Below are 17,704 nucleotides of genomic sequence, written 5' to 3'. Positions count from 1 at the left end.
CTGCCCGCAGGCGCCCCCTTAATCCTGCGGGTTATGCGCGATGTCTATCAGCAGTGCGGCCAGGGCCTCTGGGCGGTAGGGCTTTTGTATGATCCGGGCTCGCGGATAGCGGTCAGCGAGATCGGCGGGACCGTACGCCGTCGAGAAGACGATCGGGACGCCTCGACTAACGAGGATGTCCGCCACCGGGAACACCTTCTGGCCGCCCAGGTTCACGTCCAGGATCGCGGCGTCGACCTCGGTGGCGACCTCAACCGCAGCAAGCGCTTCGCTGACTGTGGCGGCGGCCCCGGCCAGGATGCAGCCGAAGTCCGCAAGCATGTCTTCGAGCATGGTCGCGACGAGCGCCTCATCCTCGACGAGAAGGATCTCGAGCCCGAGGAGCGCCGGATAGGCGGCAGGAACACCGGAGCCTTTTCCGCCAGCGGCGCCTCGCCATCCCGTATGAGCCGTAGGCATTGTCGCCACCTGACCTGGTTAGGCGCCTATTTGTAGGCTTCTGGCCTGAGATTTTCCAGGCGACTCCGCAGGCCGCCGCGGAATTGATGCCCGCCGTGGCGGCCCGCCAGACTAGCCGCGCAGTGAAAGATTAATGACCAGCTGGACGCCGAGCGCGCCCGCCGGATGGCCGGGTCTCGGGTCAGCAGCGGGCTGTCAAACGATCTCGCCGGGTCACCGCCCGCCTGAACGTCGCGTTCATGGAGCGGTCGCAGAGTCCGCTCCTGGCGCGCCTCCGCCCTCGCTCGCCTCGGGTGTTCACCCGGGCGCCTTATCAGCGTTCTGACGCATCGCGACCTAACGGGTTCCTCCTGCAGGGCAGTGGCGTCGGCCGCCGCGGCCAGGGCTTCGTCGAGCGCCTTACGCGATCGGCGGAAGTAAGCCTGCCCCGCCTCGGTGGGCGCGACACGGCGCGTGGTCCGGTCGAGCAGGCGAATTCCGAGCCGGGTCTCGCGAGCTATTGAGTCCACGCCCTAGCCCTGAGGCGGGGGCAGCAGCACATCTCCGCTACTGCTGTACCACCGCCGTTCTCAACGCGCCGACCTACTGAGGCGCTACGCCGGCTTCATCGAAGGTCGGGACCGTCACGGAAGTCTGAAAAGTCAGCTTATCCATCGACACGAGCGGCAGGCTGAGCGGCGCGTCATAGCGCGTCTGCACCACCACAGTTCTGGCTGCCGAGTCGCGGGTGAGGGTCACCGCCAGCTCTCTCGCGTCCGCCAATCCGGACAGCTTAGTGAGCATGGCCGAACGAAGCTGGTCCGCGGTCTGGTTGGGGTCGAAGAGCAAGGTCCGCGCACTCGCCTCCAGCGCCCAGCGCACGCTGGCGGCGCAGTGTAGGATCCATCCCACCTGGATTGTGCCCACCACCACCAAGATCAGCAGGGGCGAGAGCAGGGCGAACTCAATGGCGCTCCCTCCGCTCTCGTCCTTGGCCATACTCGCGGCCTTAGGTTTGTCCTCAGCGCACACGCAGCGTCTCCTGTTGACTGAGCAGGTCGGAGCCGCGCATCCCCCGGAATGTCCCCTGGGCGATGAGCGTTACGTGGGTCTGCGGCGGATCCACTCCGTCGCAGGTTTGAGTACAGGCGACGATCTGGACGCTGCAGGTGCAGCTGCGGTTGATGCTCAGGGTCGCGTCGCTCGGCCGGTTCGGCCAGCTCGAGAGCGCCAGCGTCCTTGCGGCCTCATCGTCGGCGCCGCCGTCTTGATAGTAGCGTACGCCCGTCTGCAGCGCGGTCGTGGTGTCGTGGGCGTGGCTCAGTCGCAGCCAGCTATCCAGGCCAAACAGCAGCAGCGCCGCGACGATCGGCAGCACGAGTGCGAACTCGACCGCAGACGCGCCGCTGTCATCGCCGCCATAGCTTCGCCAGACACGCTTCACTCGACGACCCTTACGGCCTGACGCGACGGAATGCGGCTCATGCCCTTGGCGTCGCAATCCGCCTTCAGCTCGGCGTCACCGCCCCAGTCCACGGTGTTGGCGATGATGTGCACGCAGCCGCCGTCGCCGCTGAAGCTGCCGTTGAAGGAGACCTGCTGGCTGGGGAAGTAGATATTCCCGGTGAGCGCCGAACTGGCGTTGCCGTTGAACACGTTGTCGCCGCCGCCGTCCCGGTCGCCGAAGAACAGCACCCCGGAATACGCGCCTGTGGTCGGTGCGCTCATGCTGACTGTGGCCGAGCCGTTCATCCGGATGTTCGAACCGGACTCCATGTAGATGGTGACCCCGCTGCCCGACACCGCCGCGTTGGCGTTCACCGTGAAGTTGCCGCCCGAGATGTAGTAGGCGCCCGGCTGCAGGGTGACATTGCCTTTCAGGTCCATGCCGCCGGAGTACCGACCGGGGAGGAGCGTGATCGGCTCGTTGCTGTTCTTCGGGACCGACTGTGACGGACCCGGCGTTGGATCAGGAAGATCGCGCAGCGGGTCGCCGACGCGCGGCGCCTGGGTGACGGGGGCCGAGCACTTGTTGAGTTGCAGGCCGTTTTTGCTGGCGACGCCGCCAGCGGAAACCGCGCAATCGGCGGTGAGCCGCCCTGCGCCCCAGACCTGCAGGGCGTCATCAGCCAAGGAATTGCTGACCACGTCGCAGCCGTCCAGCTCAAGGCGGGACGAGCCCTGCACCTGCAGCGCCTGGCGCGCGTTGGGGCTAAGCGCCAACACGCAGGCGTTGGAGACGGTCTGATAGACCGCCACAGCCCTAGCCCGCGCGATCATCGGCTGCTGGGAGAACATGGCCGTGAAGAAGCGCGGCAGCTGTTCGGTGATGCGAACTTCGACGGCTTCCCGCGTCTGGTGCGTGCCGGTGCTGGGCGGCGTGTCGACTTCGATGGCGCCGGAGGCGGGCGCCCAGCCGTTGGTCACGGCGGAGTTGGTCGCCGCCGTGGTGACCAGGGCGCCGGCGGACCCGCTGCGGCTCTCAACAGCTCCGGCAAAAGCAGCCGCATCGGCCACCGCCTGCAACTTCGAGTGGCGCCAGAAATGGAAACCGCTCTCTGCCATGAAAGCCGCCCCACCGATCAGCATCGGCGCGCCCAGGGCGAAGACGATGGCGACGTTTCCTCGATTATCGCGCAGGAAACAACCTATGATAGATCTATAGTGGTGGTGCATATCTGAGATAATTTCTGCCGCTGCACGTATTTGTGCGCGTCGTTACTTTGACCATCCACGCTTAATCCTTCGCTATCTGCCATGGTAAATAGGGAGCCGGCGTCCATGGGCAGATCTCTGTTCTTGGTGAGTTCCGGTGACCGGTGGGGAGCGGGGACCCGCCTGATCGCAAACTGCGCGACTGAGATTCGCACCCGTTGTTGAGGCAGGTGCCGGGGCGTCCGCTCTGGGTCGAAATTCCCCGTTTGGGGCTGCCCGCGAAGGTCCGGTTTCCGGACGGACGCGAATGTCTGCAATTGGCGCGACCCGGACTCGGCGCTGGCGGCCCGCTGGGTTCTAGGACCGGGTTGGGGCTGAGCCGGATCTAAACGGGATCTGCGATCGTGCCCATCCAAGCCGTACGCGACGGCCATTGGAGCCCCGCAGTTGGAAGCCGTCCCCGCGCAGAACTGCAAAGCTCGCACGTTCAGGCGATAGACGCCGATGTGATCTCGCGAACGTGAGGCGCAAAACAGCCGAAGAATTGACCTCTACCTTGACGTCAACTCAACTTCGGGGCCACCATTTCATCGCAGTTCAATGTGAGGTTGCCACCCGTACGGCGTGAAGAGTTCGATTATCGTGATGGTGCTCGCCGGCCCCGCGACGGGCTCGTCGCCGAGTTGGCGCTATGGCCCATCGCACGCCAGCGTCGCCGTGGGTGAGCCCGGCAACCGCCCTTTAGTACGAGACGTCCGCGCTTTTCGTCACTCAGTGAACTCCATGGGAGGTCGTGATGCCTGACAATCGGTTCGAACTCACCAAGCTTTCCTTCAACATCGGGGCGCCGCAGCTTCCCGGCGCAGACCTCGCTTCCTGCAACTCAGGTGGCTCGGTGATTTGCAACCCGGGCACCGGCGGCTGCGGCGGCGCGGCGATGACCTGCGTAGGCACCTCATGTAGCGGAAAGAGCGGGACGATGTGGGGGTTCGACGCGAATATCCTGATCAACCCCGTCGACTTAGAGGCGCTGCAGGAAGAGGTGATGACGGTCGTCCAGAAGTTCGCCGCGAGGACGAAGTAAGCGGCGGCCTCGCCCGGCGCTACCGTGCTCAAGGTCGCCAACGCAGTGGTCGGCCGTAATGCGGCCGAGACGCACCCCCTGTTCGCCCTCAGCGCGGCAGCCGTTCGGTATGGCGTATGTCTTCGGTCGCTTTCGCAGGAGACGCTGGCGGCGCGTCTATATGCGTTCAACACGACTCCAGTCTCGGCCGAGTGGCGGGTAGTGTTGCCTGACGTCAACCGCACACGGGCCTGGCTGGGCCTTGAGGCGATGGAAGAGCGCCTCCGGCGGATATACGAGCGTGCGCCAAGCGAGGGCGGAACGCCGCATTGGTTCTACTGGCGACGCCGTAGGGCGGCAGGGTCGCTACGGCATAAGCTCTACGTGAGCCCGCGGGCCGAAGCGCTGCCGTCTGTGTTTCGCAAGGTAGTGGGCGTCTGTTGCGAACTCGGCGCGCCAGCGTTCAAGGTCGGCGTCGGCGCTATCGGCGTGCTGAGGCCGGACAAACTCGTGCTCTACTTCGACAGCCGGGAAGACCTGTGGCGCGCCGCCGATGAGCTCGAGACGGGTCTCGCCGGCGAAGCGGCCCATGGCGTGCCGTTCACGGCCCCGCTGGATCCGGCCGGCCTGCTTTCCTGGGGTTTCGACCCGGGTGCGCCGTACGGCAGCTGGCGTCAGATGGTCACGGACATTCTTGCTCGCGGTCTCCGCGGTGCGCCCGCTGATGGGGGCGCCGCCGAACCCTATGCCTTCGACATATTACGCCACGCCGGAGTTGATCCCGACGGATGGCGGCCACTTGGTGCGCCCGGCCTATGAGTCAGGCGCCATCCCCACGCGGGCCGCTTTGCCTGAACCCCAACGTCGACATCGTAGCGGTGTCGCAATACCCGGCCGACATCCGAGAGCGCCTCGGGGGCGCGCCGGATGACTTCATCGTCAGCGAGCGGCGCTCCCGCTACGCGGCGCACCGGGTCGGTCCCGAGACGGCGGCCTTCCTTCGCCGCTTCTGCGAACCCAGGACCGTCGCGGAGGCCGTCGTTGAGCAGAGCCTTGCGCAGGCGGAGGACCCGGTCCATCTGGCGGCGCAGCTGCTCCCCCTCGTTGCTCGTCTTTGCGCCGAGCGGATCCTTGTGACGCCGGGGGCGATGCGCCCGGCGAGGCGCGAGCCGCATTTTCAGGCCGGCGTTCGCCTGGGCGCGTTCGAGTTGGTCGCCTGCATCGACGCCCAGGCGGAGACGGAGGTCTACGCCGCCCGCGGGCCTAATGGCGCGAAGGCCGCGCTCAAGTGGATCCCGGAGGACGCCCCCGACCTGTTGCGGACCTCCCTGCAGCGAGAATGCGAGATCCTGAAGCGGCTGGAAGCCGCCGACATGCCCGGCGTGCCGCGGGTGCTGGAGCCTGCGCCGGGGACCAAGGCGCCCTTCCTGGCGCTGTCGTGGTGCGAGGGGCGCGATCTGCTGGCCTGGTCCAGAGATTCCGGAAATCTCACGGAGATGCGGATCGTCGTCGCCGCGCGACTGGCGGACCTCTATGCGCGACTCCACGACGGCGGCGTCCTGCATGGCGACGTCCACGGGCGCAATGTCCTCGTGGATGCCGAGGGCCAGGTGAGCGTCATCGACTTCGGCGCCGCCCGCATCTCCGACGCGCCTGAGGACCGGCCTCGCGTCGGCCTGTTGACGGACTATGAGCCGGAAGCGGCGCAGGCGGCGCTGCAGGAGCGCCCGTTGCCGCTGACGACGCCGCGAAGCGAGCAGTACGCTCTGGCGGCGATGATCTATCGGATCATCACCGGCGCGGCCTATCTCCGCCTTTCTCTAGAGAGCCGCGTTGCGCTGAAGCAGATCGCCGAGGAGCTTCCCCGCCGCTTCGCGGACCTCGGCCTTCCCTGGCCGGGCCTGGAGGCGGTGCTGGCGCGCGCCCTCGCCAAGGATCCTGAGGACCGCTGGCCCAGTGTCGCGGCTTTTGCGCAGGAATTGCGAGCAGCCACCGCCGTCGGCGCGACGAGGCCCCGCCCGGAGGTCAGGAAACGCATCGCTCCCACCAATGCGCTCGTCACCGAGTATGGACTGGAGAGTTCCCTCCTGGCGCATGGCTTGGCGCGTGGTCCCACAGCCTCGCTCTACTACGGGGCGGCAGGGATCGCGTGGGCGCTGCTTCGAACCTCGGTTGTAACGCAGGATGCGGCCGCGCTGGCCGCGGCCGAAGTGTGGATCCAACAGGCCTTTGCGGACCGCAGCAGGGTCGAGGCGTTCGAGGGGGTGGAAGTGGGCGTCACACCAGAGATGGTGGGGCGGTTTGCGTTGTTCGGCGCCGAGCCAGGTCTCCACTACACCCTTGCCATGGTTCGCTGTGCGGAAGGCGATAGCGGAGGCTTCGCCGCGGCCGTCTCGGAGTTCCTGCACGGACTTAACCTTTGCGAGTTGGGGGGCGCTTACTCGCTGGATCTAATGAACGGAGCGGCGGGGCTGCTGGTCGCAACCTCCCAGCTCCTGGCCACGTGCGATGCATCGGCGGCGCGCGAGACCGCGGCCTTGGGCGAACTCGGCGGTCGCCTTGCGACGATTGTCGCGAGCGAACTGGAGGCGCCGGCGATCGCGAACTGCCTTGACCCAGCCTATCTCGGCTTGGCGCACGGCCGCGCCGGCGCGCTCTACGCGCTCATCGACTGGACGGACGGCCGGCCCGGTGACCAGCTTCGCCGACTTGTGGAACGCCACCTGTCGCGGCTCGTGGACGAAGCACACGCCACCGCAGAAGGATTGGCCTGGCCGCTGTATTCGGGCGCAGACAGCGGAAGCGCCTGGACTGGTTGGTGCCATGGGTCGGCTGGCCACGTCCTTCTGTGGAGCCGGGCGGCGCGCGCGGGGCAGCGTGACGCACACGCAGACCGCGCGCTGAAAGCCGGCGAGTTCCTCTGGGCCAACCGTGCGGGCTCCGGCCCGTCGCTCTGCTGCGGCCGTGCCGGTCAGGCGCTCAGTCTGTTCGAGCTTGGCCGCCTAACGGGCGACGGAACATGGTTCGATCGAGGGCGCAAGCTCCTCGACGTCGATACGCCGTTCCATCCGCTTGCACCGCACAGTCTGTTCCGCGGTCGATTGGGGCTGGAGCTAGCTCGTCTCGAAGCCCTCGCGCCCGAGGGCAGTGTGTGGCCGATCTGCCATTCGCCTCTCTAGCCGGCCCGATCGGGCCGCCGGGCCCAAGTTCGGGTTCGTGTGTCACTGACAGTCCAGCCGTGGACCCTGCCAGAAAGCTAAGACATCTGCCGTTGGTCGCCTTGCTGTGAACGGACGACGTAAGGCGTTTCCGTCGCCGGCGCCCGGTCGTCCCGCTGATCAGCGCGAACGCCCCCAGTAGCCTTGGGTCGCGTAGGGCAGACCGATATCGTGCAGCGTCAGCATGCCGGCCTTTGCGGCGACGATCTGAGGGATTGCATTGATCGTGGCGTAGGATGTCGTCGCAGTTGGACTCCACTGGCCATCGAGCGGCGACACCGCGGTATTGGTGAAGTGCATGTGCATGTCGATGCGCGGAGCCCCTTCGACGACCAGATGATATTCCTGGTCGTCGATGTCCCAGTCCTCGGCGATGTTCTTGGTGAGGTACCAAGTGACCTGCGAACGCACCCGCGTCTCACCGTTCACCTTGCCGTTCCAGCCGGCACGCACCGCGGCATTGGTCCCTGCTTCCATCACGAACCAGCCGAGGTCCACACGCTCGGCAGCGGTCGCATAATCGCAGTAGAAGTCGAACTCTTCGACTTCTAGCCCCATGCCTTCAGCGACGCGCTCCGCGGCGTCTCTAAACATGACCAGCCAGGTCTTGGCCGCCTCGATCACCTCGTCGGTGACGCCTACTTGGCCCATGCGAAAGTAGTTCCAAGTCTCTGGAGAAGCATAACCTGAACAGTCGGCCGATTCGTAGATCGAAACGCAGTCAACCCTTCCGCATACGGCCGTCAGGCCGGTAGCCATTGAATTGATCCACCCGGGGTTGATCCCAGTGATGTAGAGCGAGGCATTGCCACGCTCGCCCGCTGCCTGGAGCGTGCGCTTCACTTCCCCGCGCACGCCCCCGACGTGGAACAGCAGGTTCGTGCTAAGCACGTTGATGCCGTTCTCCAGCAGCTTGGCAAGCTCGTCCACATCGCCGGTGAAGGGCGTGTAGACGACGACATCGGGCCTGGCGCCGATGATTGCTTCGATATCGTTGGTCGCCTTGATGCCGGTGTTTGGCCGCCCGCAGAGCTGGCCAGCGTCGACCCCGACCTTTTCGGGCGAATGGGCATAGACGCCGACGAGCTCGTACCCCGGATTGTCCAGGATGCCCTGCATCGCGAGCTTGCCAACCTTTCCGGTGTTCCATTGGACTACGCGGATCTTCTGCATCTGAGCTTCCTCCCGTGCTTGAGCATGGCGCTTTGCGGCCGTCGCTGCGAGACCAGAAGGACAGCCGAATTGGGATTCTCACTGGCTTCAAGTGCTCTCGTGGGGCTTCGAGATGCCGAAAGCTCAGGTCTGCTTGGGATCGAAATTCCCCGTTCCACCCACCTCTTGAATGTCTGGATTCTGCAGCGGTCGCCGAGTCCGCTTTTGGCGCCGCTCGGCCATCACAGAGCTGGAATTTAGAGCGGGTCCACGATCAGGCGTCAGGGTTCGCGAGCCTCTCGCGAAGCTGCTGTCGGGCTCGAGCCGCGCGCCTACGGCACCCACAGCCTGCGGCGCACGAAAGTCGCGCTCATCTACAAGCGCACGGGGAATCTCAGAGCGTGCCAACTGCTCCTCGGCCACCGAAAGATCGAGAGCACCGTGCGGTATCTCGGAATCGAGGTCGATGACGCGATCGAACTTTCACTCCAGGTTGATCTCTGACGTGCGCGCGGGGGCGGAGTGCGATGTGATCATTCCGCACGTCCGCTTGTCGGAGGTGGACGCCGCAGTTGGCGGCGGCTGGACAATCTGCTGGCCATCGCCAGCGGGGTTTCAGATTCGATGTCGCCGGGCTTAGTCCTGATCGTCGAGACGGGGCTTTTTGCGGGCGACCCGCTCGAAGAAGAGCCCGATTGCGAGGACGACGACGCCGCCGAAGATCAGGACCTGGATGGTGGGCTCATTCATCGGTTTTCGCCTTGTCGGCTATCGGCGGCATTTCGGCAGCATAAACCACCCAGGCGCTCACGTCCGCTGGGGCGTTCAGGCCGGTTGGGCGGCCGGCGTGAAGGTCTGGAATCTGGGCGGATCCCAACTTCGCCTCTTGGCACCGCGCGGACCAAGCCTGGCGCGTTGCCCGCAGCCGCGGAGCGGACGTTCGGAATAGCCGGGGAGGGTGGCGAGCGGACGTTGGCTCCGCGCCCGGAATGCGGCGTTCGGCCGGGAGGGGTAAAATCCAACGTTGAGGAATGAGCTGGCGAGGCCAATTCTGCGCTCCGGCCAGCGCCACCCGCTTCCGGGCATTCCCATTCGCCATGCTCAGCTCCTGCTGCGGGAAGCATGGATGGTTGGTGCGTCAAAAGCGGGCGTAGACCGACGCCGACCCGAAGCCCTCGCGAGCGCTGTGGGTTCCAGCCGAAGTGCGACGGGGCAGGGGACCGCCCGGCCGGCGCTCTTAAGTCCCGCGACTTTCGCTAACCGACCGTTCAGGCCGATCGGTTAAGTTGGGCGTTGCGCCCCCGTCCCCTTGATTTCGCGCCACCTTTGCTGACGCATGGCGCCGGAAAGGCCGAGGAAAGGGCGGCCGCGGAGCGCATGGGGGGGCGGCCAATGCTTGTTCTCGACGCGGACGAGGGGCGGTCGCGCAGCGCCGTCGCCTGGGACAGCCGGCGCCCCGTGGCGGTCGCCGGGCTTGCAGCGCTCGTGGCGCTAGCGCTGGCGCTGCGCCTGCCCGGCTATCTCAGCCCGGTCGTCTATGTCGACGAGGCCAATACCTGGTACGTCGTCGGCCACAAGCATCTCAGCGACTATCTCGCCTGGAGCCATCACGCCGAGCACCCGCCCGGGATTTACCTGGTCGAGGAGGTCATCGTCCGGTTCTTCGGCGACGCGCTTTGGGCGCTCCGCCTGCCAGGGCTTGTCGCAGGCCTCGCCTGCGTCCCGGCCGCCTGGGCGTTCGGGCGGACCGCCGCGGGGTCCAGGTGCGGATTCTGGCTGGCCCTGCTGCTCGCCGTGGATCCTAACATGGTCCAGCAGAGCGGCTTCGCCCGGATGTACGCTCCCTTCGCGCTGGAGTTGCTGCTGCTCTGCACGCTGCTTGTGAAGCTGCTCCGGAACGAGGCCGGCGGGCTGGCGGGCTGGGTCGCGGCCGCCGCGCTGATGGCCGCCGCGCTATGGACCAGCTCGGTGGCGCTCACGCTGCTGCCCGGGCTGGCGGTCGCCTTCGCCATCCTGGCCGCCACGGCTGCGGGCCCCGGACGTCGGCGCATCCTGCTGGGCGGCGCAGCGGTGCTGGGCGGGGGCGTCCTTTCGGTGGCCTGGGGGCTGACGCACCGGCGCGGCGCCCACTACGACCACGCGTCGCTGGAGCATCAGGTCTTCTTCTCCTCCTCCGCGCTTGCGCAGATCACCGGGGGAGACCCTTGGTGGCCGCTGGGCCTCGTCGCGGCCGCGGTCGGCCTGGCGATCCTCTGGCGCAGGCAGAAGGTCGCGGTGCTCGTGACCGGCGGGGTGGCGCTCGCGAACCTCGTCTGCGTCTTCATCATTCTCGCCAACTTCCACCACGCCGCCGCCCGCCACCTAAGCGCCGTCCAGCCCGCCATCTGGCTGGGCTGGGCCGGCTTGGCGGCGACCAGCGGCCCGGCGCAGGTCGCGCTTCTCCGAACGGGCGTCGTGGCCGCGATCGCCGTTATCCAGCTCTGGTGGAGCACCCATTTGCTGCAATGGTACCCGCGCCCGGCGACCTACGCCGTCTCCACGGCGGTCAAGGCGGTCGCGGCGGCCGGCTATCGGCCCAACCAGGTCATCTACTGGCCTGGCTGGTACTACGCGACGCCCGAATACCTGCGCGCGCCGGTGGACTGGGATCTGCAGGGCTGGACCACGCTCAGCGACGCTCAAACGCGCCTCCCCCGGGCCGGATCTCCCGCCCTCGCCCAGCCGTTGGCGCTCGTCGTCGTTGTCCATGAGCCGCCGCTCGGCGACGAGGGGCGTCGCCTCGCGTCCGGCCTCGCTCGGGCGCTTGGCGTGCGGTTGGACGCCCGGACTCTCGCCGCAAGGTTCCAGCCGGGCATGGTCACCGTCGTCGGTTTCGCCGACGGCCGGGCCGAGTTTCGCAGCTTCAAGCCCAATATCCGGACCAATGCCACGTCAGACGGCCCCCTTCCGCCCGTGCATACGAGCGCGCGTTAGGCAAGATGGGCCGCGGTGGCTTGTTAAGCTAGTCAATCGCTATCGCTAGGTGGTGCGGGCTGTTTATACCCGTGAAGATTGTTTCGTGAGTAAAAATGACCCTGATATTGGTCAGACGTGGCCGGAACGCCTTTGGCTCAAGAATCGTCGGCGAATGTGGTGGCAACTTCCAATCTTGGCCTTTATCGATGCCTGATTGATCCTCAGCCTGTATCTCGCGGCAACCAAAGGAATCGCCTTTGGGGGGCGACGTGGTCATCGAGTGTGGTTCTCGATCGAGCAATACCCGACCCAATTCTGGATGAGCGTAATAATGCACGTGGTCGGATTAGCGATGGAGTGGGCGTACCCCTCTGGGTCGCGTACAGGCTTCACAGGCTCAAAGCCGAGCGGGCCAGAATGTAGTCGATCTGATGTCGGCGCTGCGGGCCAGCCTGATCGCCAAGGGCCACCGGAGCCCAAAGGGCAAGGCCAAACCGCCAAGGCGGCGATCCCCAAAGGCCACTTCTCCCTGGGCCCAGCATCGGTTTAGCATCGCTCGGCGCGCCACTCAGGCGCGAGGGGGGCACGATGAGATTGGTTCTGGCCGCGGGCCTCGCGGCGCTTACGTTCGCGGCATGAACAAGATCTGCTTCTACGACTGCGCAGGCTCTGCGGCCGCGATCACGATTGGCGCAGCTCAGCTCTTGGCCAAGGCGCCCGAAACCATTGGGTGAAGACGTTTGCTTGCGGTAGGCAGCAGGCGCTGCGACTGGTTCCGCGAGGAAGGCTTTGCTTTAGATGGGCGTTGCGAGCACCACGAAGCCGCGGATGTCGCGGCCCGACGATGCGCGAGCTTTGCGCTCGCGTAAGGCGCTTCAGGGCGCCTTGCTCGCCCTCATCGAGGAAAAACCATTCGAACAAGTTTCCATCCGCGAGATCACAAGCCGCGCGGGGGTGAGCTACCCCGTCTTCTTCCGTCGTTACGAGACGAAGGAACAACTCCTCGAAGACATAGCGACCGATGAAGTACGATGCCTGCTTTCGCTAACCGGTCCGATGTTCGAGGTCGGAACGGGCGACCAGGCGCTGCAAGCGCTCTGTCAGCACATCAACGACCATCGGGCGCTCTGGGCGCGGTTGCTCACCGGCGGCGCCGCACCGGCCATGCGAGAGGAATTCAGGCGCATTGCGAAGGAGATCGGAGAGACTCGGGAGCGGCGCAATCCTTGGCTTCCGGTCGAGCTCGCCGCGTCCTTCATCGTCAGCGGCCTCTTCGAGATTCTCGCCTGGTGGATGCGCCAGCCGGCTGACTACCCGGTCGAAAACATCGTCACGATCATCGACACATTGATCGTGAGATCGACCGCGCGGCCGGTGGACGTCCAACTCGTCGATATGCCCGCTTCCAACTGATCGCTGGCCTTCCCAGACGGGAAATAAGTTCAAGCGGCGCGGCCGCCCTTGCATCCCCGGCACGCGTTTTGCCCGCGCGATCACCGTAGCTGCGACTGCGTCGGCTATCCGGCGGCAAGGCTTCTAAGAAATGCATCATCCCGACGGCGGCTGTGCGCGCCAGAGCCGATATGCGGCCGGTCCATTGACGGCGCTTCCGTATACGTAATAGCGTGTAACGTATAAAGAGCGGCTGCACTCTCATGGCCGCCTGAACGCAAAGGGACGGGGAACGCCAGAATGCATTCGATGCCGCTTGCCTTGTTGCTTACAAGCGCCGCCGCTGGAGCGATCGTCGCCCCCGCGTACGCCCAAGAGGCGCCGCGGACGCCGGCGGAAGCCGGCGCCACGACGATGAACGAAGTAGTTGTCACCGCCCGCCGGCGCGTCGAGTCGCTGCAGGACGTTCCCCAGACGGTGAACGCCGTCTCGAGCGAGACTATCCAGAAGCTGCGCATCAACAACGCCGCAGACATCGCGCAGATCGTCCCGGGCGTCAGCATCGAAGGAAGTTCTTCGGGCAGCGGCGGCTTTGGCTCGAGTTCGTCGATCCGCGGCGTGCCGACCTTCCTCACCTCCAACGCCAGCCCGGTGGTGCAGTTCTACCTGAACGACGCCCCGACCGGCCGCGGCCCGGAAGTGACGCAATCCCTGTTCGACATCGGCCAGATCGAGGTCCTCAAGGGCCCCCAAGGCACGCTGCGCGGACGATCGGCGCCGACGGGTGCGATCACCATCACCTCCCGTCGGCCCGACCTCGACGACGTCGGCGGCTATATCAACATGAGCGTCACGGCGCGCGCGAACGCCAACCTTCAGGCGGCGGTGGGCGCGCCGATCATCAAGGACATTCTGGCAGTGCGCCTGGCAGGCGTGCTGGACAGCACCGACGGCGATGGCGTGGAGAGCGCCAACTCCTCCGCCGACCCGTACGTGCGTCAGAAGGCGGTCCGCGGCACGGTGTTGTTTCAGCCCACGACCAACTTCAACGCGAGCATCATGTACCAGCGGCTCGATCGCCGGACGCGCTCGTTCTCCCAGCTCGTCGGCCCGGGCAACGGCCTGAACGGCCCGATCATCGCGGCCGGCGACCGGCTCGGCATCACCGACCGCCCCAACGACGGCAAGGGCAGGACAGACTTCGTCGTGGGCCAGGCGGAGTGGAGCTTCGCCGGCCAGAGGCTCAACTATGTCGGATCCTATCGCGACAGCCTCGCGACCTCGGCGGCGCCGCAGGATGTCGCGAACGTCCTGTCCGGTCACGAGTACTTTCAAAACGTTCGCAACCACGCCGATGAGAACTCTCAGGAACTGCGGCTGAGCTCGGAACGGCCCATCGCCGGCATTTTCGACTACGTCATCGGCGCCTTCTACGACCGAGAGACGTCGCACAACGAGGTCACCGGCGTGGCCTCCTTCCTGACGGGCGCCTTCGGCCGCCCCGGAACTGTGGCGGCGGGGGCGCCGCTCGATCGCTATACTCTGCGGACCGCGATCGTCATCGATCCGGTGGCGGTGGAGAAGTCGGCCTTCGCCAACATCACCGCGCACTTCGGCGAGAACACGGAGCTCTCCGCCGGCGGCCGCTTCATCGACTTCCGGCGGCGCGACCGGTTCAACCTCAACCTGCTGGGCGGCTTCAACGCGCTCAACAATCCCACCCGGGGTCTGCTGCCGTGCTCGGCGCTGGGCGCACTCAGCCCGCAACTCGCCGGCGCCGTCGCCAGTCCCATCTACACCGGTGCGCCGTCAGTGTGCGACCTGCCGATTCCGGGACGGACGCTCCAGGACGTCGATCGCCGGGACAAGTTCACACCGTTCCTCTACAACATCTCGCTGTCGCACAAGTTTACGGGCGACCTCATGGTCTACGGAAACGTCGGAACCGCCTTCCGCTCCGCAGGCCCGTCCATCGGCCTCACCAGCGCGCTCACCTGCTGCACTCAGGTGGGCGGGCCCGATCTCGGCAGCCTGGAAGACCTCGTGTTCCACGGCGACGAGCGCTCGAAGACTTACGAGGTCGGCTTCAAGTCGACCTTCCTGGACCGCCGCGCGCGGCTGAACGTTGCGCTGTTCCACCAGAAGTTCAGCAACTTTTTCTTTTTGACGCAATCGACGCGGTACCTCGCGGTGACGAACCCGGCGGCTCCGGCGGCGTCCGCGGTCAGCTCGTCGGAGTTCACCGCCGACGCTGACGCCAAGGTGGACGGCCTCGATCTGGAAGCCGGATTCCAGGTCACCCCGCGCTGGAACGTGAACCTCGGCTTCACCTGGTCGAAAGCCAGGCTCGCCGACGCGCAGGTCCCGTGCAACGACGGCAACTTCGACGGCGTCGTCGACAGCATCATCCCGACCGCTCAGGACTTCATCAACGCCGGCGTGCTGGTCGCTCGCTGCCCCTCGAGCGAGTCGATCTCGCGTACGCCGCGGTGGAACCTGACGCTCCAGTCGGAATACGCCGCGCCGGTCACGGATAAGCTCGACGCCTTCGTCCGCGGCAACTTCACCTACTATCCGGACAATCCGAACTCGAGCCAAGGCGTCGTCATCGACAAGTACAGCCTGCTCAACCTGTTCGCCGGTGTGCGCGACCCGGAGAATGGCTGGGAAGTCTCGCTCTTCGCCAACAATCTGCTGAACACCCGCCAGGTGCTGTCGATCAACCCGGTCGCGCCCGTCTCGTCCGGCGGTGTCGCGGCGATCTTCAATCGCCCCGCGTCGGGATATCAACAGATCGCCTATACGCCGCGGCGTGAGTTCGGCCTGCTCGTCCGGTACGCCTTCGGCTCGCGCTGATGCGGGCGCTGAGCCGGCAGGTCTGCACAGCGGCGGCCGCCGCCTTGCTAAGCTTCACGACGGCGCAAGCCGCGGCGCCCGGCTCGTCACAGGCGAGCGCGCCGATGCCCTCGGCGAACGTTTCCGTTCGTCCAGTCGACCAGGCGCTGCAAGGTCTCGAGGCGATGGCCCGCAAGGCGGCCGAGCGGGTCGATGCGGCGAACGCCACGCCTGCGCTCAAAGGGTCGGGACCATATCCGGCGATGCTCGAGGTGGACCTCGCGCTGCCGAACGCGACCCTCTATCACCCACGGGACCTGAACCGTTTCGACGGACGCAAGCTCGGCGTCGTGATCTGGGGAAACGGCGGGTGCAGCAACGACGGCGCCAGCGCGTCCGCTCATCTCGCCGAGATCGCCTCGCATGGCTACCTGGTGATCGCGCCGGGCAAGCCGCTCTCGGCGGACGTCACGGTCGGCGGGCCGGCGCCGCTGTTCATGACCACGACGATCTCGGACCTACGCGCGGCCCTCGACTGGGCCATCGCCGAGAACGGCCGGGCCGGCAGCCCTTACTACCAGCGGATCGATTCGACCGCGGTGGCCGTCTCCGGGCACAGCTGCGGCGGCATGCAGGCCATCCTGCTGGCGCAGGATCCGCGCGTCAAAGCCGTCATCATCCACAACAGCGGGATCAACGAACTGCTGCCTGACAATCCGCCGATCCTGATGCACCGCGAGCGCCTCCAGGGGATTCACACGCCGGTGCTGTTCGTTCTCGGCGGCCGGACCGATGTCGCCTGGCCCTGGGGGCAGCAGGCGTTCGACGATCTCCGGAAGTTCCCGGTCTTTCTGGCTAGCCTCGACGTCGGCCACGGCGGGACGTTCGCGGCTCCTCATGGTGGCGCCGCCGCGCAGGTCGCGACGGACTGGTTGGAATGGCGGTTGCGCGGCGACAAGCAGTCGGCGCGCACCTTCGTTGGCGCGGGCTGCAAGCTCTGCGTCGATCCCAAGTGGACCGTGCGGAAGAAGGGCGTGCCGTAGGATGCAAGGCGAAGTTAGGCGCGAGCGATGAGCGCAGCACTCTGGCGGCCCCCGTCGCAGGCGGGGCGCATCATCGTGGTGACCGGGACCGGCGGTCTTGGCTTGCAGGCGGCGCTTGCGCTCGCGCGCGCCGGAGGGTCGGTGATCTTGGCTGGGCGCAGCCCCGAGAAGGGCGCCGCCGCGGTCGGCCGGATCGCCGCCGCCGCGCCCGGCGGCCGGGCCGAGTTCGAACCTGTCGACCTCGCCAGCCTCGCATCCATCGCCGCCTTCGCCGACCGCCTGACCGGGCGCGGCCAAGCGATCGACGTGCTCGTCAACAATGCGGGCGTCATGTCGCCCCCGAAGCGGCAGGTGACTGCGGATGGCTTCGAGGTGCAGTTCGGCGTGAACTATCTCGGCCACTTTGCGCTCACCGCGCGCCTGCTGCCGCTGCTGAAGCGCAGCGCAGCGCCACGCGTCGTCAACGTCACCAGTCTCGCGCACCGGTACGGACCCATCGATTTCGACAACCTGCAGAGCGAGCGGCGCTACCGGCCGGGCGTCGCCTACTGCCAGTCGAAGCTCGCTCAGGCGATCTTCGCGACCGAGCTGCAACGACGCAGCGACAGCGCCGGCTGGGGCTTACGGAGCCTCGCCGCCCACCCGGGCTTCGCCGGCACCGATCTCTTCGCCAACGGGCCCGGCGCCGGCAGCGTCATGGGCCTGGTGAGCCGCGCCGTGATTGCGCCGCTGTTCGGCCAATCCGCCGAGGCTGGGGCCCAGCCCCTGCTCTACGCCGCCGCTGCCCCGCAGGTTACGGGCGGGACGCTCTATGGACCGACCGGGCCGATGGAGATGAAGGGCGCCCCTGGCGAGCGTCAATTCGCCAGGACGGCCGCAGATCCCGACGTCGCCGCACGCCTCTGGCGGCTGTCGGAAGACCTGACACAGCTACGCTTCGGCTGAAACGCAGC

13 protein-coding genes and 1 pseudogene are annotated in these 17,704 nt (G+C 66.5%); 9 read left to right on the top strand and 5 right to left on the bottom strand.

Annotation, left to right across the window (positions count from 1 at the left end):
- Positions 1–18: 18 nt before the first annotated feature.
- From ACSQ2B_RS10850 to ACSQ2B_RS10835, 4 genes are all read right to left on the bottom strand, one after another.
- Complete coding sequence (locus ACSQ2B_RS10850) at positions 19–459, bottom strand: response regulator (RefSeq protein ID WP_436049781.1); 441 nt, start codon at positions 457–459, stop codon at positions 19–21.
- Positions 460–1,041: 582 nt separating this feature from the next.
- Entirely contained in the window at positions 1,042–1,437 is a 396-nt protein-coding gene (locus ACSQ2B_RS10845; RefSeq protein ID WP_436049780.1) for a TadE/TadG family type IV pilus assembly protein, read from the bottom strand.
- A gap of 22 nt (positions 1,438–1,459) precedes the next feature.
- Positions 1,460–1,882 carry a TadE/TadG family type IV pilus assembly protein gene (locus tag ACSQ2B_RS10840; RefSeq protein WP_436049779.1) on the bottom strand — a complete coding sequence of 141 codons (423 nt, stop codon included), beginning with the start codon at positions 1,880–1,882 and terminating at the stop codon, positions 1,460–1,462.
- A complete protein-coding gene (locus ACSQ2B_RS10835; RefSeq protein WP_436049778.1) occupies positions 1,879–3,003 on the bottom strand; it encodes a hypothetical protein in 1,125 nt (374 codons plus the stop codon). The genes ACSQ2B_RS10840 and ACSQ2B_RS10835 overlap by 4 nt, the downstream gene beginning before the upstream one ends.
- An 886-nt stretch (positions 3,004–3,889) precedes the next feature.
- Between ACSQ2B_RS10835 and ACSQ2B_RS10830 the strand changes: the two genes are divergently transcribed.
- The 3 genes from ACSQ2B_RS10830 to ACSQ2B_RS10820 are packed head-to-tail and all read left to right on the top strand — an operon-like array spanning position 3,890 to position 7,335.
- Positions 3,890–4,177, top strand: a complete 288-nt coding sequence (locus ACSQ2B_RS10830; RefSeq protein WP_436049777.1) for a hypothetical protein — start codon at positions 3,890–3,892, stop codon at positions 4,175–4,177.
- 24 nt (positions 4,178–4,201) lie between these two features.
- The gene (locus ACSQ2B_RS10825) at positions 4,202–4,975 is read left to right on the top strand and encodes a hypothetical protein (protein WP_436049776.1); all 774 of its coding nucleotides are present in this window, start codon (positions 4,202–4,204) and stop codon (positions 4,973–4,975) included.
- Positions 4,972–7,335: a lanthionine synthetase LanC family protein gene (locus ACSQ2B_RS10820; protein ID WP_436049775.1), complete on the top strand. Its 2,364-nt coding sequence runs from the start codon at positions 4,972–4,974 to the stop codon at positions 7,333–7,335. The genes ACSQ2B_RS10825 and ACSQ2B_RS10820 overlap by 4 nt, the downstream gene beginning before the upstream one ends.
- A gap of 159 nt (positions 7,336–7,494) precedes the next feature.
- On the opposite strand, the gene ACSQ2B_RS10815 is transcribed toward ACSQ2B_RS10820, so the two are convergent.
- Positions 7,495–8,547 (bottom strand): NAD(P)H-dependent amine dehydrogenase family protein, encoded by a 1,053-nt coding sequence (locus tag ACSQ2B_RS10815; RefSeq protein ID WP_436049774.1) that lies wholly within the window; start codon positions 8,545–8,547, stop codon positions 7,495–7,497.
- 291 nt (positions 8,548–8,838) lie between these two features.
- Here ACSQ2B_RS10815 and ACSQ2B_RS10810 point away from each other — a divergent pair.
- The 6 genes and pseudogenes from ACSQ2B_RS10810 to ACSQ2B_RS10785 all read left to right on the top strand — a co-directional run.
- A pseudogene (locus ACSQ2B_RS10810) lies at positions 8,839–9,030 on the top strand (integrase); the annotation flags it as partial.
- 888 nt (positions 9,031–9,918) lie between these two features.
- Complete coding sequence (locus ACSQ2B_RS10805; protein WP_436049772.1) at positions 9,919–11,499, top strand: glycosyltransferase family 39 protein; 1,581 nt, start codon at positions 9,919–9,921, stop codon at positions 11,497–11,499.
- 810 nt (positions 11,500–12,309) lie between these two features.
- The gene (locus tag ACSQ2B_RS10800; protein ID WP_436049770.1) at positions 12,310–12,894 is read left to right on the top strand and encodes a TetR/AcrR family transcriptional regulator; all 585 of its coding nucleotides are present in this window, start codon (positions 12,310–12,312) and stop codon (positions 12,892–12,894) included.
- A gap of 393 nt (positions 12,895–13,287) precedes the next feature.
- Entirely contained in the window at positions 13,288–15,729 is a 2,442-nt protein-coding gene (locus tag ACSQ2B_RS10795) for a TonB-dependent receptor (RefSeq protein ID WP_436049769.1), read from the top strand.
- Between the two features lie 164 nt (positions 15,730–15,893).
- Complete coding sequence (locus ACSQ2B_RS10790; RefSeq protein ID WP_436049767.1) at positions 15,894–16,751, top strand: hypothetical protein; 858 nt, start codon at positions 15,894–15,896, stop codon at positions 16,749–16,751.
- A gap of 27 nt (positions 16,752–16,778) precedes the next feature.
- Positions 16,779–17,696: an SDR family oxidoreductase gene (locus ACSQ2B_RS10785; RefSeq protein ID WP_436049765.1), complete on the top strand. Its 918-nt coding sequence runs from the start codon at positions 16,779–16,781 to the stop codon at positions 17,694–17,696.
- The last annotated feature ends 8 nt before the right edge of the window (positions 17,697–17,704 follow it).

The organism is Phenylobacterium sp. LjRoot225 (assembly GCF_964252855.1).
Classification (GTDB): domain Bacteria; phylum Pseudomonadota; class Alphaproteobacteria; order Caulobacterales; family Caulobacteraceae; genus Phenylobacterium.
This window is presented reverse-complemented; position numbering and strand designations above follow the sequence as displayed.